Source organism: Pedobacter sp. AC190, assembly GCF_979258025.1.
This window is the reverse complement of sequence record NZ_OZ409824.1, coordinates 4,616,160-4,636,891: the sequence shown is the minus strand read 5'-3', so window position 1 is coordinate 4,636,891 and position 20,732 is coordinate 4,616,160. Positions and strand designations below refer to the sequence as shown.

18 protein-coding genes and 1 tRNA gene are annotated in these 20,732 nt (G+C 34.8%); 4 read left to right on the top strand and 15 right to left on the bottom strand.

All coding sequences use genetic code 11. The features are described from left to right. Nucleotides 1-4 precede the first annotated feature (4 nt). The 4 genes from ACZZZI_RS20250 to ACZZZI_RS20235 all read right to left on the bottom strand — a co-directional run bounded on the left by ACZZZI_RS20250 (nucleotide 5) and on the right by ACZZZI_RS20235 (nucleotide 5,127). The gene (locus tag ACZZZI_RS20250) at nucleotides 5-1,450 is read right to left on the bottom strand and encodes an ABC transporter permease (RefSeq protein WP_463491019.1); all 1,446 of its coding nucleotides are present in this window, start codon (nucleotides 1,448-1,450) and stop codon (nucleotides 5-7) included. Further along, nucleotides 1,450-3,960, bottom strand: a complete 2,511-nt coding sequence (locus ACZZZI_RS20245; protein WP_463491017.1) for a TonB-dependent siderophore receptor — start codon at nucleotides 3,958-3,960, stop codon at nucleotides 1,450-1,452. The genes ACZZZI_RS20250 and ACZZZI_RS20245 overlap by 1 nt, the downstream gene beginning before the upstream one ends. Nucleotides 3,961-3,969: 9 nt before the next feature. After that, entirely contained in the window at nucleotides 3,970-4,665 is a 696-nt protein-coding gene (locus ACZZZI_RS20240; protein ID WP_463491015.1) for an ABC transporter ATP-binding protein, read from the bottom strand. A 93-nt stretch (nucleotides 4,666-4,758) separates the two neighbouring features. Next, complete coding sequence (locus tag ACZZZI_RS20235) at nucleotides 4,759-5,127, bottom strand: hypothetical protein (RefSeq protein ID WP_316757951.1); 369 nt, start codon at nucleotides 5,125-5,127, stop codon at nucleotides 4,759-4,761. Nucleotides 5,128-5,304: 177 nt separating this feature from the next. Here ACZZZI_RS20235 and ACZZZI_RS20230 point away from each other — a divergent pair, with 177 nt between their 5' ends. Beyond that, nucleotides 5,305-6,171, top strand: a complete 867-nt coding sequence (locus tag ACZZZI_RS20230; protein ID WP_463491013.1) for a DUF808 domain-containing protein — start codon at nucleotides 5,305-5,307, stop codon at nucleotides 6,169-6,171. Nucleotides 6,172-6,190: 19 nt separating this feature from the next. On the opposite strand, the gene ACZZZI_RS20225 is transcribed toward ACZZZI_RS20230, so the two are convergent. From ACZZZI_RS20225 to ACZZZI_RS20200, 6 genes are all read right to left on the bottom strand, one after another. Further along, on the bottom strand, nucleotides 6,191-8,206 hold the full coding sequence (locus ACZZZI_RS20225) for an FUSC family membrane protein (protein ID WP_463491011.1): 2,016 nt from the start codon (nucleotides 8,204-8,206) through the stop codon (nucleotides 6,191-6,193). A gap of 370 nt (nucleotides 8,207-8,576) precedes the next feature. Then, nucleotides 8,577-10,037, bottom strand: a complete 1,461-nt coding sequence (locus ACZZZI_RS20220) for a TolC family protein (RefSeq protein ID WP_463491009.1) — start codon at nucleotides 10,035-10,037, stop codon at nucleotides 8,577-8,579. Nucleotides 10,038-10,052: 15 nt separating this feature from the next. Further along, entirely contained in the window at nucleotides 10,053-11,417 is a 1,365-nt protein-coding gene (locus ACZZZI_RS20215; RefSeq protein ID WP_463491007.1) for an HlyD family secretion protein, read from the bottom strand. Next, complete coding sequence (locus ACZZZI_RS20210; RefSeq protein ID WP_463491005.1) at nucleotides 11,410-12,360, bottom strand: ABC transporter transmembrane domain-containing protein; 951 nt, start codon at nucleotides 12,358-12,360, stop codon at nucleotides 11,410-11,412. Before ACZZZI_RS20210 ends, ACZZZI_RS20215 begins: the two co-directional genes overlap by 8 nt. A gap of 124 nt (nucleotides 12,361-12,484) precedes the next feature. Next, nucleotides 12,485-12,766, bottom strand: coding sequence for a hypothetical protein (locus ACZZZI_RS20205; RefSeq protein WP_344764526.1), 282 nt, complete (start codon nucleotides 12,764-12,766; stop codon nucleotides 12,485-12,487). Between the two features lie 350 nt (nucleotides 12,767-13,116). Next, a tRNA-Arg gene (locus tag ACZZZI_RS20200) sits at nucleotides 13,117-13,188 on the bottom strand. Nucleotides 13,189-13,518: 330 nt separating this feature from the next. Between ACZZZI_RS20200 and mgtE the strand changes: the two genes are divergently transcribed. Continuing rightward, complete coding sequence (mgtE, locus tag ACZZZI_RS20195) at nucleotides 13,519-14,895, top strand: magnesium transporter (RefSeq protein WP_316757963.1); 1,377 nt, start codon at nucleotides 13,519-13,521, stop codon at nucleotides 14,893-14,895. Nucleotides 14,896-14,905: 10 nt separating this feature from the next. Further along, nucleotides 14,906-15,517: an HAD hydrolase-like protein gene (locus tag ACZZZI_RS20190; RefSeq protein WP_316757965.1), complete on the top strand. Its 612-nt coding sequence runs from the start codon at nucleotides 14,906-14,908 to the stop codon at nucleotides 15,515-15,517. Here the strand turns inward: ACZZZI_RS20190 and ACZZZI_RS20185 are convergent. The 3 genes from ACZZZI_RS20185 to ychF all read right to left on the bottom strand — a co-directional run bounded on the left by ACZZZI_RS20185 (nucleotide 15,514) and on the right by ychF (nucleotide 17,976). After that, nucleotides 15,514-16,002, bottom strand: a complete 489-nt coding sequence (locus tag ACZZZI_RS20185; protein WP_316757968.1) for a MarR family winged helix-turn-helix transcriptional regulator — start codon at nucleotides 16,000-16,002, stop codon at nucleotides 15,514-15,516. The two genes, ACZZZI_RS20190 and ACZZZI_RS20185, sit on opposite strands and share 4 nt — an antisense overlap. After that, nucleotides 15,999-16,490 (bottom strand): GNAT family N-acetyltransferase, encoded by a 492-nt coding sequence (locus ACZZZI_RS20180; protein WP_316757970.1) that lies wholly within the window; start codon nucleotides 16,488-16,490, stop codon nucleotides 15,999-16,001. The genes ACZZZI_RS20185 and ACZZZI_RS20180 overlap by 4 nt, the downstream gene beginning before the upstream one ends. Before the next feature lie 385 nt (nucleotides 16,491-16,875). Then, the gene (gene ychF / locus ACZZZI_RS20175) at nucleotides 16,876-17,976 is read right to left on the bottom strand and encodes a redox-regulated ATPase YchF (protein WP_463491001.1); all 1,101 of its coding nucleotides are present in this window, start codon (nucleotides 17,974-17,976) and stop codon (nucleotides 16,876-16,878) included. Nucleotides 17,977-18,113: 137 nt separating this feature from the next. Between ychF and ACZZZI_RS20170 the strand changes: the two genes are divergently transcribed. Next, nucleotides 18,114-18,575: a DUF5362 family protein gene (locus ACZZZI_RS20170; protein WP_344764518.1), complete on the top strand. Its 462-nt coding sequence runs from the start codon at nucleotides 18,114-18,116 to the stop codon at nucleotides 18,573-18,575. On the opposite strand, the gene ACZZZI_RS20165 is transcribed toward ACZZZI_RS20170, so the two are convergent. Then, the gene (locus tag ACZZZI_RS20165; RefSeq protein ID WP_344764516.1) at nucleotides 18,576-19,490 is read right to left on the bottom strand and encodes a serine hydrolase; all 915 of its coding nucleotides are present in this window, start codon (nucleotides 19,488-19,490) and stop codon (nucleotides 18,576-18,578) included. 84 nt (nucleotides 19,491-19,574) lie between these two features. Further along, nucleotides 19,575-20,723: a cysteine desulfurase family protein gene (locus tag ACZZZI_RS20160; protein WP_344764514.1), complete on the bottom strand. Its 1,149-nt coding sequence runs from the start codon at nucleotides 20,721-20,723 to the stop codon at nucleotides 19,575-19,577. Nucleotides 20,724-20,732 lie beyond the last annotated feature (9 nt).

Below are 20,732 nucleotides of genomic sequence, written 5' to 3'. Positions count from 1 at the left end.
GTTTTTAAATTGTTTTAACCCAATTTGATGAGTATTGAAGGAATAGAATTGTAGCAAGTAACCAACAGAGCTGTGAAATTAAAGGCAACAGTTCATCAACTAAAACTGTACTTACCGTGTTAAAATGATAATTAAAATCTGGTTGTTGTGCCCAGTTGGACTTGCTTATTGCAAGCGGTTTACCATTTGATGCAGGAGAGATATTACTGATTTTATCAATCTGCAGGTTGTTCATTTTTTGAGCCAGCCCATATCTGTAAAGTTCAGCCTGATTCTGGAAATCTACATAAGTTCTAAAATCAGAACCCGTAAGTGCCATAGAAATGTTTTTAAGCGCTAGGTAAGGATTTAGAAAGCCTGCTATAGTATTAACGCCATTCTGTTTCTCAAAAGTTTGATTAAGTCTTTTTTGATGCAAACTATAAATTGCAGAAGTGATTTTCTCGCCTTCGGCCATTATATAGCCACTATAGTTAAACGGAAGTTTTATTACATCATCAACTTGATAAGCTTTTAACAAAGAATCTTTTATCGAAGCGTAGTGTGCATCATCAGGGTTGTGGCTATCACCTTGTTTCTCAATATCGTTGGTAACGGCATCTGCAAATTCTATTTTTGAAGGTGTTGAGTGCATTTTTACGCCAATAGCCTGAGTAATCCTAGGCATAATAATCATAAAAAATATCCAGCAAGATAATAATGTAATAAGTGCAGATTTCGAATTTCGCTGAAATGCTGAAACTAAAACTGTTATCGCTGAAGCCACGAAAAAATACACTGAATAGCTTAAAATCAGGATTAATAACCGCAATGTTGCATCTAAAGTAATTTGCCAATTGCTTAGTGATGCCCAAAGTAAAATGGTAAGCAATATTATTGGAATGAAGATAGACAGGCATACGGAAATAATTCCTAAAGTTTTGCCCCAAAGCAACTGCTTCCAGCTCACATTTTGACACAAAAGTATTTTCAGCGTTCCAGATTCCCGCTCTGCGGAAATACTATTGTAACCTAAAAAGAAAATAAGTAGCGGAACAAGCAGTTGAAGTACCATGGCAACACTAATTTCGCCGAAGCGAAGCATGCCATTAGAAAAACCAGCTTCACTAAAATTTACTGTATTTTGCTTGTGCGCCTCTAAAAAAATAGAAACACCAGCAAAACTCTCTATTCCGAAATCGAAAAAACTAAGTTCATGCTTCTCTCGAAAAGCAAGATAACCGTAATGCGCCATTCTGTGTGGGTGCTTATCAGGCTTGGCAAGCCATTGCGCTCTCACAACTTCCTTATAATGTAAACGTTGATTATTTTGTTGTCTGAAATTTTGCCAACCAACATAAGTTGCTAAGCAAAGCGATAAGCCCAGCAAAATTGTAAACGTTAGTGTGGCTTTGTTGGCAACAGCAGATTTAAAAGTTTGCCTGCCTATGATGATAATTGTATTTTGCATTATATTCTATAGGTTACGTTAAACATTACATTTCTTGGTGTACCTGGGAAAAGACGCAGGTAGTTTTGTGCACCAACCCAGTATGTTTTGTTTAAAATGTTGTTCATATTTACTGCAAGCTGAACTTTTCTGCCTGATGGAGCATAATACAAAGCTGCATCGACCAAAGTGTAAAAAGGAAGCACAAAATCTCTGATATAAAGTGGAAGTTTTGTACCACTATATCGTACGCCAGCTCCTAATCCAATATCTTTTAATGTTCCTGCTCCTTTAAAATCATACCTACTCCAAAAACTTGCGCTATTTTTTGGGGTATTTTGTACTCTTTGTCCAACTAAATCTGGATTGAAATCGTCTTTAATTATTGCATCAACATAGCTATAGCCTGCATTGAACTGCCAATTTGGTCGTAAAAATCCAGACGCTTCGATTTCCAATCCTCGGCTTCTTTGAGCACCACGCTCAATTAATCGGTTTACATCCAAAGGATCGTTGGCATTCATTAAAAGGTTTTTTTGGTTGATTTCAAACAGCGAAATATTTACCATCAACTTTTTGTTTAACCATTCAGATTTTGCGCCAATCTCTTTTAAATCACTTTCTAAAGGTTTAAAATTTGCGCCAGCAGGAGGAGGAACAATAACTAAGGATGAAGTATTTCCTTGTGGCTGATAACCTTGTAAATAAGTGCCGTAAAGGTTAATATTTGAAGTTACCGCATAGGTAATTCCAGCTCTTGGTAAAAGTTTATGTTGTTTAATTTTCTTTTCGTTGACTAACTGATAATTGCTATAATCCTGATACCATTCTTGCCTTAAACCAAGCGTTAATGTTAACCTTTCGTATTTAATTTGATCTTGAAGGTAAATCCCATTAACAAGATAATATGCTGGTGGAATTTCAGTTTTAGTAAAAACATAATCACTTAAATTTTTGATGGTGTAGGTTGGATTAGATAAGTTAAAATGCTCCACATTCGGAACAGGTGCATTAACACCATTAACCAATTTGAATAAATAAAGGTCTTTTTTAGTTACCTCATATCTAGCGGCAATTGTGCCATCCTTTAATCGGTATCCTTGTGCCGAATTTTCTCCGCCACCTCTAAATTTTTGTGTGTTTAATCTGTCGTAACCAACAATAATTTTATGTTTCAATCTCAAAGTGTTTCCATTAATACTCAAATAAGTACTCAAATTATCGGTACCCCATTTTTGCTGCCTTTGTACTGCTCTCATTGCGGCTAATGTTGGTATGGGCTGGTTATTTTCGTCTACTGCAAATGCATTGGTCGTTCTGTGTTCTAGCAAATCTTCCGTCCAGTTTTGCTTCATATAAGCCACATTGAAGGTAATATTTTTTGTTAAAGCATGAGAAAAACTTGCCATTAGCATTAAATCCTGACTGTTGAAACGATCGTTACTGGCACCCATATTAAAAGTAATCGGAGTGCTCTGCAAATCCGTTTTACCTGCAATTGCACCAAATATTGCCTGCCCTCTGTCTAATCGAGAATTGCTGTTATTCATAACAACTTCTACATTTAGGCTGGTTTTATCATTTGGGATATAAGAAATGGATGGCGAAATGAGATAACCTTTTCGATATTGTAAATCCCTAAAGCTTTTGCTATCCTCATAACCGATGTTTAATCTGTAAAGCAAGGTTTTATCATCGTTTAATGGTCCAGTAAAATCAAGAGCGCCACGAACGGTACTAAAGCTCCCCGCCGAAATACTGATTTCTTTACGATCTTCTGCAAGTGGCTTTTTGGTAACCAAATTAATGCTTCCGCCAGGATCTACACTAGAAAATGTTGCGCTTGCAGGACCTTTGATTACCTCTATTCTTTCCAGGTTATTCGTTAACGGCTGATTAAAATAATATTGCCTGGTGCGCATATCATTTATAATTGCACCTTCTTCATTCTGATTAATGCCGCGGATGGAGAATTGATTGTAATAACTACTTTGCGAAACACTTGTTACGTTTTTTACTGCATCGGATAAAACAGCTGCTTGTCTATCAGCTATTAATTCTTTCGAAACAGAAGAGATAGATTGCGGAATATCTTTATTTAAAGCCGCTGTTTTGGTGGCAGAAAATGAATAATTTCCATAATATTTCTTCCCATTTGTGCCTACAACTTCCACGGTTTGTAATTCTTCGTCAGCAACCAGGAGCACAATGGTTTGGATGTTTAAATCAGCGGATTTGTTTATTGGTAAAATCGAACTATAACTGGTAAAACCAATTGCGCTAACGCTGAGCGAATATGTTGCTGTATCTGGAGCTGTAATTGAAAAATTTCCAGCAGAATCTGAATGGGTATTTAGTTGGTTTTTGCCATTTTTTAATTTGATTGTCGCCTGCGCAATTGGCCGATTTTGTGCATCTGTTATTTTGCCACTTACTTTTACCTGTGCGAAAACATTATTAATAGTTATAGATAATAATAAGATTGCAAAGAATGATTTTAAAAATATAGGATAATTACTGGGTGATTTCATTTTGATTTCTTAAATAGTTTGGAGGTAAAGTTTTTGTAAATCGGCTGCGGTTATTTCGCTGGCTTTAATGGTGTGAACAAGCTTACCTTGCCTCATAATGCCGATGTTTGTAGCTACATTTACGGCATTAAAAATATCGTGGGTGGCCATTAAAATAGATTTTCCTTCGCCGGCCAGTTTTTTTACCAATTGAGTAAATTCTTCAGTTGCTTTAGGGTCGAGTCCACTTGTGGGTTCATCCATTAGAAAAATTTTTGCATCTTTTGCAAGAGCAATGGCAATACCAACCTTTTGGCGCATGCCTTTACTAAAACTTGATAAATGCTTGTTATGCGCTTCATTTTGCAGGCCACATTCATTAAGGAATTCTACCAAAGAATCTGATGAATAGTTAAATCCAGCAAGTTTAGAAAAGTAGTCAAGATTCTCTAAAGCAGTTAAGTTTCCATAAAGCATTACCACTTCTGGTATATAGGCAATGTGTTTTCTTCGCTGATCGCTCGTAGCGGTTATTTCTTCGTTATTGACGAGAATTTTGCCCGAACTTGGTAAAATAAAGCCTAAAAATAAATTAATTGTTGTTGTTTTTCCAGCTCCATTTTGGCCGAGTAAACAAAATACTTCACCTTGATTTACAGTTAAATCCAGTTGATTTAAAGCCTGATGCGATTGATAGTTTTTAGATAATGAGATAGCTTGAAGCATATAAATATAGTCTTGTTAGCGCATGCCAAATTGGGCTGCGACATTGAACAGAAAAAAATTAAAGATTATGAAAGGAAAAAATCCCTTTAGAAACTAGGCTTTAACGCTTGGTGGCCCTTTGTTAGAGCTAAGGAGCACAAAAGCGGAAGATTTTGCTAAAATAAAAATAGAAGATTTTTCTTCAGGCTTTGCCGAAATAAAACCAGATGGATTGGGTGTAGGTAGTGTATAAAAATGATTGTGATGTTTAACTAAATCACATAGTTTACATTTTAATACCGAATTTTTTAATTGTTCGTGATGTGTTATCACATTTACTTTTTGCTTTGAGGCAGAAACACGCTCAAATTCATGATGATGTAGACTTTCGATTAATGTGGCGTTTATAAAAATTGCCAATAGCAAAATCGCCCAAATACGGGCAAAAATTGTATAACGATATTTATGAGTCCAATTATTCAATGCAACAAAGTTACATTTAAAACGTAGGATTCAAAATTAAGAAGCTAAAAAATTGAATAAAGTTTTACTAAAATTTATAATTAAGCTTTTATAATATAAAGCAATCAGTTTATATCATCTTTTATGATAAAATTTAAAACTGAATTTATAATTTGCGGCCTCATAAATTAGATAAGTATGGCCTCAGGTATTTTTGCGATTTTAGATGATATAGCTGCTTTAATGGACGATGTTGCTGTAACAGCAAAAGTAGCCACAACAAAAACAGCGGGTATATTAGGCGATGATTTGGCTGTAAATGCAGAAAAGGCTACAGGCTTTTTATCATCAAGAGAACTTCCTGTACTGTGGTCGATTACTAAAGGCTCTTTAGTTAACAAAATAATAATAGTTCCTATAGCTTTATTATTAAATGTATTTTTTCCAATCGCAATTAAATTTGTTTTAATTCTTGGCGGATTTTACCTGGCTTACGAAGGTGTCGAAAAAATAGTCGAGTATCTTTTTCACCGCCAAAAAACAGGTAAAGAAGTTGTAGAAGAAAAGGAAGAAGATGGTGCAGATGCGGAAAAGACAAAAGTAAAATCTGCAATTACTACAGATTTTATATTATCAGTAGAAATCGTAATTATTGCACTAGGAACTGTTTTAGATAAAAGTTTAACCATCCAAATTTTAACAGTTTCAATTGTTGCATTATTGGCTACAATTGGTGTTTATGGTATTGTTGCCCTTATTGTTAGAATGGATGATGCTGGTTATAAACTGATTAAAAGCACTAACGACAAAGGTTTCTTTGCAAAACTTGGGCATTTATTGGTTAAGTCGCTTCCGCTTATTATAAGATTTTTGAGCGTTGTCGGAACGTTCGCTTTGATTTTAGTATCTGGCGGTATTTTTGTACACAACATAGATTATTTACATCATTTATTTCCACAAATAACACCTATAATTAAAGAGGCTGCGTTTGGATTAGTTGCTGGATTAATTGTTGTTGCGATTGTAACTTTAGTTAAAAAGATTATCTCGTTATTTAAGAAATAAATTAATCGCTTTGTATTTGCTAGCTGAAATGTTGTTTCAGCTGAAAAACAAGTTTAGATAAAAGCGGTGAAGATTCGTTGTTGTTATGAAAGCCTTTCTTTATCGCTGTAATATCCAAGTTTAGACTTTCTTTTTTGCAATAATCTAAAGTTGCTAAAACTTCCGAATTAGAGTTATTTGAATCAGCTAAATCGGTAGATGCAAATATACCCGCAATATGCCCGTTAATTTGATAACAAAGAACCTGGATATTTAATAGTCCTGACATATCTAATTTTTTAGATTGTGGTTCTTTTTTCAGCGATTCTATAGCCTCGGTAAAACTAGCAAACTTTAAATAACTAACTTTTCTGGCAAGCCTGGTTTGGTGCAAATTGCCATTACCATTCTTAAAATTCAAAACACTAAAAAGGTAATCGCGGTTAGCACCAATGGTTTCAGAAATTAACATCTTTATTCTTGGCGTTTCCCAAATTGGGAAAATATAAGCAGCAGCAAATGAAAGTCCGCATCCCATAAGCGTAAAAATAAGTCTGTCGCCAATTAATAACAGCGGACTCCCGTGATACAGATTTAGGCAAAGTATAACCATAACGGTAATACAAAAAACGCTAAAAAGATATTTGATTCTATTAAAAGCAAAGAAACCTAGTAATGATAAAACAGATAATGTAAGCTGAAGCCAGATTGGTAATGACAGTTGTATCAGCATAAAGCTTAATACAAGCCCAATTACAGTTCCTTTAAGACGTTCTGAATTTCTTTTTCTGGTAAGCCCGAAACTTGGGCGATTAACAATCATGATCGTTAATAAAAACCAATATGTATAATGCTGCTCGGGTATCCAGTAATTAATACTCATTGCAATCAAGCTTAAAATAGAAAGTCTAAGGGCAAAACGAAAAACTGGAGCATGTATCGAAAACTGATTCTTAATATCGTTAATACTTAGTGACTGCTTAGATAAGAAATCTATGTATTCAACCTTTTTAAATTCAGTTTTATTGTTCGTTTCTATATCTGAATCGATATTTCGAATTAATTTAGCAATTGATTGAATGTTAGTTGCCACTTTTTTTGGCAAAGATTGCGAACTTGAATGTGTTACTTGAATAAGGTGATTGAGGTCTGCCTCAAATTTATCGCCAAGTATTAGTGTTTTGGATAACCCAGCCTTTCCCAAAAATCGGCCACTGCATTTGTAAAGGGCAATCGAAAGCGTTTTTACTAGGTATTGAACGTGTTTTAAAGCATCAATTTCTTTTAATTCTTTTTGTAAAAGCTCATAATCCTGATGAATAGCTGTTACCTGTTCATAAAGGTCGATAACATCGGTACCAATGGCTAATAGTCGGTTTCCTTTTAAATTTCCTTTACGCATGGCTTGTTTATCGCCAATAAGCAAGTCACGCATTAATTCCTGTTTGGCATTTAGTTTAAGGTGTAAAACAATGTTTTGAGCATCAAAATCTTTTGGTTTTAATAATTCATCATATGCTTTAGCTCTAAGAGCAAGTAGGGATGCTGTACCTGATAAACACTCGTATATGGCATGATGAATGGAACGGTAAGGCCAAATCCAAACCTGTAATAGACTTATTATGTAATACCAAATTCCGCCAATTAAGATATTTGTAATTAAAATAATCGGATTTGCAGGGCGTAAACCAAGAATAAAGATGCCTAGTACCGTACTCATTAAGCCAATCAATGCCATTCTGAATCCAAAAATGGCAAACATTGAAAACAAAAAAGTAAGCACAACGATAACTATTCCGAGTGCTAAAGGATTGTTTAAACTTATCGTGATAAGAACAGAAGAAAGTATAAAAAATATTACGCTTAGCCATGCTGTTCTGAATTTATTTCCCCTGTTACCTGGTAAATCGGTTAGACTGATTAGTAAGGCGCCAACTCCAATGCCAATTGCTCTGCTTTTATCGCCAAGGAAAAAGAATAGAATAACAGGTAATACAATTGTTAGCGTATTTCGAAGCGCATCAGTAAAGTATTCGCTGTAAAACCAGCGAAACAAGAATATTTTGAGTTTTAGAAAAATATGATTGATAGGGATGATAATCAGTTAGAATTTAATGTTACAAAGCTAATTCAATTTTTTGTTAATATTTAAAATTCTTTCATTGGAGGATATTGAAAAGGTTTAATGCGGCTTTTGATATTCTTTTTTCGTGTTGGTCGAATATCTATTTTGAGCCTTAGTTGCCTTTTACAATTGATTATCATTCCTTATCCATTTTGAAAATGAATAAATGTATTGTTATACTTTTTAACTTGGTGATATGCGAATCACTAGTGAAATTTATTTTTTACAAATAAAATAACATCCTCATCGCCAGATTTGAGGATGTTATTTGCTCCTTTTGAAGGAAAGGTTTTTTATGAATTTAATTTATTTGCTGCTTTGTACCCGCTTTATAAAATAGCTCAGCCAATGTTTTCTGATAACCAGCTGCCATACTTTCTTGTTTAATTTTCATATCTATCAGCTTAGTTTCCCTGCTGTTGATTAAGAAAAGCGTGCTTTCACCAAGAGCAAACTTCTGGTTTTCGCCATTAACTAAAAACTGTTGGTTTTGAATGCTTTTTTGCTGCAGCGATAATTGAGAAGAATAGGCAGACAAATCGTTGTAAGAAGAAAGGATGTTATTCCTGATTTCCCGACCAGATTGCTGTAATTCATAATTCAATTCTTGCTGCTTAATTTTAACTTCGCGAAGTTTCCCTCGTTCCGATCTCAGAAAAAGTGGAAACGCGAATTCTACATCCAGCTTATAGTTGCCCCAATTAAAATCATAATAGCCTGGAATGTTATTGGTAAAATTTATTCGGTTTGAAATTAACGTTCCGCTTAAATTTAATTTTGGTTTGAGCATTTCCTGACGATAACTTTTTTCAATCTCCAGCTGAGCACTTTTACTTTTTAGTTTAATTAATTCAGGATGTTGGCTACTACTTTGAGTCAAAAGGCTGTCGAGCAATAGTTTGCCAGGCAACTTTACCGCATTTATATTTTGAGGTAAAGCCTCTTCAGGAAGTTCTAATGGGTTCCCAGTTTCGTTCCAAAGATGATTTGATAAAACAAGCCTGGCATTTTGCAACTCTATTGCCGTTTTTTCCCTTTGAATCATGCGTTCCTGAACGGTTATATAAGCCTCCACAGAATCGATTGCAGGTTTATCACCTAACAAAGTTTGAGTACTCAATGCTTTAAACCGTCGTTGGGCCAAATCTAATCCTTCTTTTATTAATTCAAATTGCTTATAAGCATAGTACCAATTCCAGTAATCTTTTACCATATTGTACCAGATGCTGTTAATCTGCTTTAACTGATCGGCTTGGGCATATTGTACCATAATCTTCGATTGGCGCAAAGTGCTCCGGCGGGCATCAATTATTAATCCCTGGCCTATCGGTATGCTTAAACCAATAGCTGATAAACCTTGTGAATTTGTTCGGCTTTCAGGATTTACGTAATTGCCAACATTTCTATCATAACCAACCTTTAAATCGGCACCTGCAAGCCATAAAGGGATTTTAAGTTCAGAACTCCATTTATTGTAGTAATCTGTATTGCCAAATAATTTTTGGCCAAAAGTCGATTTCAAAGCTGGATCAAAATAACCTAACGATTGCAACACATTTGCTTGTGCTGATTCGCTTAATAACGCAGCCTGTTTTATAATTGGATGAAACCTGAAGGCCATTAACTGTAAATCCTCAAGCGTAAAAACTTTAGCTGTGTCAATACCTGATATTTCTTTTCTGTTATCGTACGCAAAACCATTTTTTTTAAAGAGAAATATAAGCAGGAAAAATAAACAGAGGTGTTTTAACTTAATATTCATTGATAACCTCCCCATTTATTTTTTATCCTTTAATCCGATTGCTGGTTCTCGTTCCAAGCTTGGTGGAAAACCATTAAGCTGCCTCCATATTTCATACCATAGCGGTACCGATCTTAATATTATTCGCCCGTAAACACCCGATCCTTGTCTAAGTTGTGGCGGCCATGGCTCATCTTTTGATGGTAGTGGATTAGTTTGACTAATTAGTAAACGGTATTTTCCGCCTACACTGCTTATCCGATCGATAGAAAATACCTTGCCGGCAAAAGTACCGACAGCTACCGATGGCCAACCCGAAAATTGAACCGATGGCCAACCTTCAAACTGTAAACGTACATCGCTGGTGTCTAAAATTAATGGAACATCCATTGCTCTAACGTATATTTCTGCCGCAACCATTGGCGATTTGGGTTGTAAGGTCGCTACTGATTCGCCTTCTTTAATGTTTTCACCAATACCCGCCTTTAGGGTTTTAACAATAAATCCACTTTGTGGTGCCCTAACTACATAAAGGCCTCGTCTGATATTGACATTGGAAATGTCGTTGCGCAATTTCGCAATATCTCCCTGGGCACTTGCACGACTAGAAACTGCCGAACTCATATCGGATTGCGCCTTTGAAATTGATTCTTGATATTTGGCTCTGATATTATCCAGTTCGATCGATGCGTTTAATAAATTCTGATTTGAATTACTAAGCTTATTCTGTTGACTGATTACTTTTGCATTATCTTCCTGAAGTTTAAGTCGGCGGGTTTCAATATCCGTTAACGAAAAAAGACCATTTTTATAACCAGTTTCATATCTTTCTAAACGCACTTTAGTAGTTTCGTAAAATTTTTGAATAGATAAAAGCTCTGCACTATCTATACTAACATAATTTTTTGCCTGTCTAACTTTATTCTCCGCGGCTTTCATCTGAAAATTTAAACCACTATTCATAGCGCTCATCTGCGCTTTAGTGGCATCTATTTTCTGTATAGCCGCAATTTCATTTCCTCGTTTTGCATCGAGTTGTTCAGTTAATCGGGTAGGTAGTTCAGGATCGAAATACGACTGACTGGTTTCTGAAATCACTAAAATTGTATCACCCTTTTTCACTTCCTGTCCTTCACTTACCGCCCAATGTTCTATTCTGCCTCCAATCTGGTTTTGAATAGTTTGAGGTCTGTCTTCTGGTCGTAAAGCGGTCACTGTTCCACGTCCTGGTATAGTTTGGCGATAAGGAAGAAAAAGTAGGACTAAGAAAAAGCCAAAAATGAAAAGTAATATTCTGCCTAATCTTTTTGGTCCTTTAGCATTGATAATTCTACTGTTAGCATGTACAGAAAGCTCTTCCCAATTTTTTAGCTGCGCCAAATTGTTACTTATCTTACCCATGGTGTACATCTCCTTCCTCTAATTCAAGATCTGTTACTACAGCAAGTTTTTCGCTACCTGTAACCATATCAAATACAGTATTTAAATTAGTCATCAGTTTTTCGATAGCATAACTAATTTGTACGATAATTACCTCTGCGGCTACGAATTGCCCAAAAGTCATTTGTCTCTCAAAAACAAAATAAGAACCTAAAAGGAGCAAGGCGCCCATCAAAATAGTTCGCATAGCAACAGCGGTAACAAAGAACTTTTTTAATACACCGAAATGTTGGTTCCGAGCCTGAATGTAATTTGCCGTAATCTCATCGGTACGATTAATAATCTCTTTTCTTTTACTGCTGCTTTGGCGATAGGTATCTAAATCTGCGGCAATTTCTTCCAGATAACCAACAACTTCATATTTATAGCCCGATTCTTCGATACTGGTTTGTACACCTTGACGATAATACAAGGCTAAAATCACGATTATCACAATCAATACAAAAGTGCCAAATACCATAAAAACCGGATGGTAGAAAGATAATAAAATCACGCTGAAGAATATTTGAACAGCGGCTGCAACAATGTCTACAAGAAGCTTGGTCAATCCTTTTTGAATTGTTAGAATGTCGAAGAATCTATTAATAAGTTCTGATGGATTTTCGCCTTCTAATGCTTTTTTCTTAATACGTGGTAAACGAAAGGCGAACTCTAAAGCAGCCTTTGTAAATATTTTTTGCTCCAAAAACTCTACTAAAGTGAGTTGCCCGATAAGCAATATGCCGCCAATAACAATTCCTGCAAGAATTACTGCAATTAGAATATAAGTAGAACTATACATGGCGCCGTTAGATAGTAGATTAAAAACGGCACTGGTACCAAGAGGTAATGAAAGGCCTATTAATCCAATCAACATGGCGTAAATTAAGATGTAATTAATGGTTCGACGCTCCAAATGGAGCATACGTACCAATCTTTGCTAGGGCGTTGGAGCACCGACAATCTGATGATTTTTCATTTGTATTTTTAAAATTTAGAAATTATTGTAATGCTTCGTGCCTGAATTATTCATTCGGCTTTAGATATTTTTAAGCACAATAATCGGGAGGGGGAGTGGGAATGTTTTTGGATGGGAAATTATCTAATATTATCCGAAGGAAGTAGGAGTGAACTAAAGCACTATTTGTAAATACAACATAATTTTGATCTACGGAATAAGACTCATAAATCAGCAGTTTTTTCTTTCCTTTTTCAACTGATTCTTCTTCTTCCTTATCTTTATTATCGCCTATACTTTTTTCATAAGCAGAAGCTTCATTACCCAAACTAAAGGAAGAAATTGCAACAGAAAAAATTTTAACAACTAGCATACATAACAATATGCCACTGAAAATATTTTTTAAGTAATCGTTCCGTAATATCCGCATCATAAGGCTGCAAATATAGGTTCGAGTCTTGCTCTAATTCGGGTTACAACTCATCTAAAAGTCAAATTTGAGGCCGTTAATAAACAAATAACTAAAATGTTATAATTAAATTAAAACCGTATTAGAATAATAATTTTTTGCGATCAAGAAGTTCTATTTTAAGCCGAAGAAGATTTTTGACGGCAAACATTGTGGTAAGAAAAACGATTTTAAAAAACTAAGGAGAAATTAATTGTAAAGATGATAAATGAAAAAAAGTTGATCATGAATGCATAATCAACTTTTTTAATTTGTGCTCCCGACGAGATTCGAACTCATATCGATGGTACCGGAAACCATAATTCTATCCATTGAACTACGGGAGCAGGCGGCTGCAAATATAGAAAATCAAAATGTTAGTTTATTGTAATATGTAGGTTAAAATCGAGATAGTTTGCTTTAATTGGAAAAGGTGCCTTTTTGCCATGAAAAATTTAATTGGGTTAAATAAACCGTATTGAAGCGATATCCTTTTGAACTTTTTGTGAAAAAGATTTAGCGGAAAGATGGACTGCAGCAACCGAAGTATTATTGCATTTGCTTTACTAAAAATTAATGCCCTGTTAATACCAAAATTGGCTTTTTTAAAAATAAAAACGCACCTTTGCGAACCGTTAATAGAGGTTTAGGCATGTAACAAAATTATTTAGTCGTTTATGGAAGAATTGGTTGTAGAAGAGGTTCGGGAATTGCTTGAAAAAGAAGACGATAAAGCATTAAAGCGTTATCTTGATGAACTGAATATCTCTGATGTTGAAGAACTGATTGATGAACTTCCACAATGTGCAGCTAAATTTATCGAAACCATATCCTTAAACCGTGCGGTAAATGTTTTTCGTATTCTTGATTTTCCTACTCAAGAACGTATAATTAAAAAACTTTCGGGCAATAAGCTAAATCAAATTATAAAAGATTTGCCTCCTGATGATCGCACAGCATTATTTAGTGAGTTAAAGGGCGATGTGGTAAAGAAAATGATTACCCTTTTACCTCCCGAAGAACGTAAAGAATCGCTCGCACTTTTAGGTTATAAAGAAGATAGTATTGGTCGCTTAATGACGCCCGACTATATTGCGGTGAAGCCAGAATGGTCGGTTACAAGGGTTTTAGCGCACATTAGGCGTTACGGTAAAAACTCAGAAACCATTGATGTGGTTTATGTGATTGATAAAGATGGTACTTTGCTGGATGATATTCGAATTAGAGAAGTATTATTAGCTGACCCCGAAGCAATTATTGGTGAGTTAACAGATAAACGTATTATCTCTTTAAAAGCCAACGATCCGCAAGAAGATGCAATTAGTATTTTCAGGATGAATAATCGCGTAGCTTTACCCGTAGTTGATGAAAATAATATCCTTTTAGGAATTGTAACGGTTGATGATATTCTTTGGATTGCGAACGAAGAATATACCGAAGATATGCATAAAATAGGTGGTACCGAGGCATTAGATGAACCTTATCTCGACACATCTATTTTTAATTTGGTAAGAAAACGCGTTGGTTGGTTGGCTATTTTAATGCTTGGCGAAATGCTTACCGCTACAGCAATGGGTTTTTTTGAAGGCCAAATTCATAAAGCAACTGTACTAGCATTGTTTATTCCATTGATCATATCTTGCGGAGGTAACAGCGGTTCGCAGGCATCAACATTAATTATTCAGGCAATGGCTTTGGGCGAGGTAACGATTAAAGATTGGTGGCGGGTTATGAACAGAGAACTTACGTCGGGTTTTCTTTTAGGCTTTTGCCTGGGCTTAATTGGTTTTCTTCGTATTTTTCTTTGGCATGTTGCCTGGCCAAATACGTACGGCGAACATTGGTTATTAATTGCATTTACCATTAGTGTTTCGTTAGTTTTTGTGGTGCTTTGGGGCTCGTTAAGTGGCTCTATGTTACCTATTTTGCTTAAAAAGCTTGGTGCAGACCCTGCAACATCTTCGGCTCCTTTTGTTGCCACACTGGTTGATGTTACTGGTTTGATAATATATTTCAGTTTTGCTGTTTTGTTTTTAAAAGGCGTGTTACTTTAAGTTAAAAATTATGAAAAAAATTACAACTCTTTTTACGGATATTGGTGGTGTTTTATTAACTAATGGATGGGATAGAAAAGCTAGGGGTGAGGCTGCGGTTCTTTTTAATTTAGATTCTGTGGATTTGGAAGAAAGGCATCACTTAACTTTCGATACCTATGAAGTTGGCAAATTAACGCTTGATGAATACTTGGAAAGGATTGTGTTTTTCGAAGAACGCTCGTTTACTTACGATGATTTTAAAACGTTTATGTTTAAAAAATCATTGCCATATCCTGAAATGATTCAATTGATTTGCGATTTAAAAAAGAAATATAATCTTAAAGTTGCAGTAATTAGTAACGAAGGAAGAGAGTTAAATCAATACCGAATTAATACTTTTAAATTAAATGAATTTGTTGATTTCTTCGTGTCTTCGAGTTTTGTTCATTTTCGGAAACCCGATGCAGATATCTTTAAGGTTGCTATAGATATTTCGCAAAGTGATGTTGAAACGAGTTTATATATTGATGACAGAATGCTTTTTGTACAGGTTGCAGAAGGTTTAGGTTTAAAAGGGATTTACCATACTACTTACGAAGACACTAAGGCACAATTGGCTGCTTACGGACTGGAAGTTTAACTTTGGTATCCCATACTTTTAAGTTCTAACGCTCGCTGTAAAAATCCCTGAAGTTTTAATTTTTCCTCAGCTTCGTTAATCGCCATCAATAAATTATTTTCATTATTGGCTATTTCGCTAAGTATTTTAATCATTATAGCCCATACTGGTTTCATTTTAATAATGAGATCGGTCCCTTTATCGGTAAGTGAAATAAGCCTTTTACGTTCATCATTTTTATCTTTTTTTGATTTTATGAGCTTTTGTTTTTCTAGTTCTTTTAATAAGCTGATTGTAGATGGATGCGTGTAGCCTATTTCTGAAGAAATTTCGACTACACTCAATACTTCTTTATGGTGTAAAGTATAAATTATAGGAAACCATTTCGGCTCAAAATCAATGTCAAACGTTTTATAAAGCTGTGCACCATCTTTTCTAAGTTGTTCGCTAAGCCTTTGTAGTCTTGTTGATAGGGCAAGTATGCCCGACTCGTCAATTACATTCATTTTTTTAAAGTTAATTCGCAAAATACATTATCAGCATTCATTAAAGGAAATTTGGAAGGTAAATTTTCTTTTGCAATATGGATAAACCCATTTTTTTCGTAAAATCTAAGTGCAGCTTGTAAAACGGTTACCGTGCCTAAATAAAGATTTTTTATATTGCTTTTATTGCTGTAATCTATAAGCTTTTCGAGTAATTTCTGAGCAATTCCCAGTTCTTTTCCTCTGAATTCTTTTTTTACAAACATCTTTCTAATTGCGGCAGAATCGTTATCAAACTTAATTAAAGCAATTGTGCCAACAAGCTCGCCATTAATTTTAGCACCCCAAAAACCACCACCTTTTAAATGATAAAAATTTTCTATATCTAAAAGATCTGGCTGGTCTTCAAGAGTTATCTGAACATTAAACTCTTTTTGCTGTATTGGTAAAATAATATCAATAATTGCTTTAGAACTTTCATTAGATATAGAATCGATCTGTATTTCCATTTTGTTAAAAATTTTATTTAAAACAAAACTACGTAGTTAACTACATATAATCAAAATTATTTTAATTAATATGAATAATACACGGTTTTAAAGGCTTTAATTCTTTAATGAAAGGAGACATAATCTTCAGGTTTTATTAATTAAAACTGAAGAATTTGAGTTTATATTGGATTAACGAATTAAAAAAAATCAATGTATTCTGTATTTTCGTGGCGATATTTAATATCGTATATTTTTTCCACAAACTTTACAGCTGATATAATTGCAATCTCAAATGCCACCGTTGTTGCTTACCTCGTGATAATGAAGTGGTAAGAATGAATCAAAAAAAAAAGCAACCTTTTCGGGTTGCTTTTATATTTTGGATCACTAATTTTTTTAAATCTTAAACGTTAAATCTGAAGTGCATAATATCGCCATCTTCAACAACGTAGGTTTTGCCTTCAACACCCAGTTTTCCAGCATCTTTACAAGCATTTTCCGAACCTAAAGCTACGAAATCTGCATATTTAATTACCTCGGCACGGATAAAACCTTTTTCAAAATCGGTATGGATTACACCAGCAGCTTGTGGAGCTGTAAAACCTTTTGTAATCGTCCAGGCTCTAACTTCTTGAACACCAGCAGTAAAGTAGGTGTAAAGGTTTAATAATTTATAAGCTGCACGAATCAATTTGTTTACACCAGATTCGGTTAAGCCTAAATCAGCTAAAAACTCCTGACGTTCTTCATAACTTTCTAATTCAGCAATTTCCGATTCAATTTTAGCAGAAATAACCAATACTTCAGCATTTTCATCTGCAACATTTGCTTTAACTAAGTCAACGTATTTGTTTCCATTAATAACCGAAGCCTCATCAACATTACAAACGTACATTACTGGCTTTTGGGTAAGCAAACCTAAATCTTCGATAAAATCGAAATCTTCCTGAGCTAAAGAAGCTGTCCGGATAGATTTTCCACTTTCTAAATGAGCTTTAACAACAGTTAAAATTTCATAAGTACGTTTAGCATCTTTATCGCCACCAGTTTTAGCCATTTTTTCTACCTTTTGAATACGTTTATCAACTGTATCTAAATCTTTAAGCTGTAATTCTGTATCGATAATTTCTCTATCACGAATTGGATCAACAGATCCATCAACATGAATTACGTTTCCATCATCAAAACAGCGTAAAACATGTATAATTGCATTTGTAGCTCGAATATTTCCTAAGAATTGATTACCCAAGCCTTCTCCTTTCGACGCACCTTTAACCAAACCAGCAATATCTACAATCTCAATTGTATTTGGTTGTACTTTATTAGGTTTAACCAATTCGGCAAGTTTAGTCAATCTTTCATCAGGTACAGTAATTACGCCAACGTTTGGCTCAATAGTACAAAAAGGAAAGTTTGCAGCTTGTGCTTTTGCATTTGATAAACAGTTAAAAAGAGTCGATTTACCCACATTTGGTAATCCAACAATACCACATTGTAATGCCATTTATATTATCTTGATTTTACGATTTACGAATTCACCTTTTCAGGCCGCAAAGATAAGCTTTTAAACCTTTATTTAAAGGCTGTATTTGTTGCAGATAGATATTTTATCTAGTTTAGCGAAAATTACAGATTATCATCATGGAAGATTTAGAACAACAAGTGCCTGCCGAAGTAAAATTAATTGTTACCGAAGAAATGAGAAGCTATATTTATGAAATAGCAAAATGGGCAAGATTCTTATCTATTGTTGGATTTATCCTGTCTGCATTTTTAATCATTGGTTCTTTTGGGATCGGTGCTGCAATTAGCGCTAATCCTTCTATGTTGGCGCAATTAGGACCATTGGCTGGGGCTGGTGGTATTGCAATTACTATATTCTATTTAATTTTGGCTTTAATGTATTTCTACCCGAGCTTACTGCTTTTTAGATTTTCGAACAAAGGAAAACAAGGCGTATTATATGGCGATCAGGAAAGTATGAACGATGCAATGATGAATATGAAATCGTTATTCAAATTCTGGGGGATATTTACCATTGTAATTATGGTTTGCTATTTTCTGTTTGTAATGCTGTTTGCAGCAGGTATGGCTGTAAAATAATTACTTGAAATATTTTTGCATGCCTTCTGGTTGTTTCCATCCAAAATTTGGCTCATAATAATTCCACAAAAGATTACTTAGATTTCTAATCATAGTCCAGCCTTCGTTGGTGTAGTTCCAAGAAATATCTTTTTGATTTTTTGTGGTAATACAAAAAACGTAATCACCATGTGGCGCATTTACTAATAAAACTTCGGAGCGAGCCGCATCTACAGCACCCGATTTTGAAGCAACTTGTACTGTTGGCGGAATTTGAGAAAGTGCTTCAGTATCCCAATAAATACGAATTAAGTTTCTGTAAATTCTTTCTGAAGCTGCTGGACTAATCATTTTTCCATCTCGAATTAAGGTTAACAAAGTAGCCATTTCTTTTGGAGTGGTTTGTCCCCAGCCAAATTGCTTTTGATTTTCTCTTCTTCCAGGTGTACGGGAGTTTACTCGGGTATCTTTTAGGCCATTGTTAGCCATAACTTCGTTAATTGCTGTACCGGTTCCTGCTAAAAGTTGCGACCATAAGCTTGCCGTATTATCACTTGTTGTAATCATAAGCATTAACACTTTGCTCAGAGCGATTTTTTCACTGTCTTTAAAAGAACCTAAAATATCTTCGCCAGCATATAATAAACTATCGCAATACGTTAAAGATGCATGATAATCTAATTCTCCCTTCTCAATTTTATTAAATACACCACAAGTTATCGGTACTTTAATCATACTTGCGGTCGGAAAAATAGTATCGGCATTAACTGAAGCTATTTTACCAGTTTTTAAATTTTTTACATAAATGCCTACATCACCATTAAAACCTTTCACCAAATCGTTTAATTTTTGCTGTAGTTTTTGATCTACTTTTTCCTGAGCCGATAACCCAATTGTGAACAAGATTATAAATAACGAAAAAATAATTTTTTTCATAATGATGTGTTTTCTTTGTCGAATTTAAATAAAAAAAAGTCCCGATTTTCATCGAGACTCTTCCTATTTGGTTAATGATATTTTTTAGGCTAACGCATTTTGTTTAACCACCATTTTAACTTTATCGATAACGTAATCTAGTTCTTCTTTAGTTGTATATTTACTAAAAGAAAAACGAACTGAGGGGCGATTTGGATCAGCATTAATGCCATTTAACACATGCGAACCAATGTTAGAGCCTGATGAACAAGCACTGCCGCCAGAAGCACAAATTCCGTTAATATCTAAATTAAATAATAACATATCTGCCATATCCATTTCAGGAAAAGATACATTTAATACTGTATAAAGGCTCTTATCTGCATCCGTTTCTCCGTTAAAAGCAATACCTGGAATTTCAGCAATTAATTGTGCCTTTAAATAATCTTTTAAGCCTTGAATATACGTCTGGTGTTCTTCCATTTCGGCGTAAGCAATTTCCAAAGCTTTTGCTAAGCCAACAATGCCATAAACATTTTCTGTACCTCCACGCATATTACGTTCTTGTGCACCGCCGTAAATCATTGGTGGTATTTTAACGTTACTGTTAACATATAAAAAACCAACACCTTTAGGGCCATGCAGTTTGTGTGCCGCACAAACAATAAAATGCGCTTTCAATTCGCGAACATTATGTCGATAATGTCCCATTGTTTGAACAGTATCTGCATGATAAATTGCATTATATTTTTCGCAAATATCGCCAACCTTAATCATATCGGTAAGCGTTCCTAATTCGTTATTTGCATGCATTAAGGATACAAAAGTACGTTCGTTATTTTGCAAAAGTTCTTCTAAATGTGCGTAATCAACATTGCCTTTTTCATCAATATTAACAAAGCTAAGTTTATCAATTTCGCCGTTCTTAAGCATTGTATTTAAAGTATGCTCAACTGCGTGATGTTCGATTTTAGATGTAATAGCATGCTTAATACCATAAGCTGCAATACCGCAACGGATAGCTGTATTATCTGCCTCAGTACCGCCAGAAGTAAAAAATACTTCAGATGGAGATGCATTTAGCAAACCTGAAACCGTTTTACGAGCTTTCTCTACCAACGTTCGTACCTCACGACCAAGCGCATGAATAGCAGATGGGTTTCCGAAATAATTCTCCATCACGTTAGTCATTTCTGCAATTACTTCCTTATCCAATGGCGTGGTAGCCGCATTATCTAAATAAACCTTTTTCATATTATATTG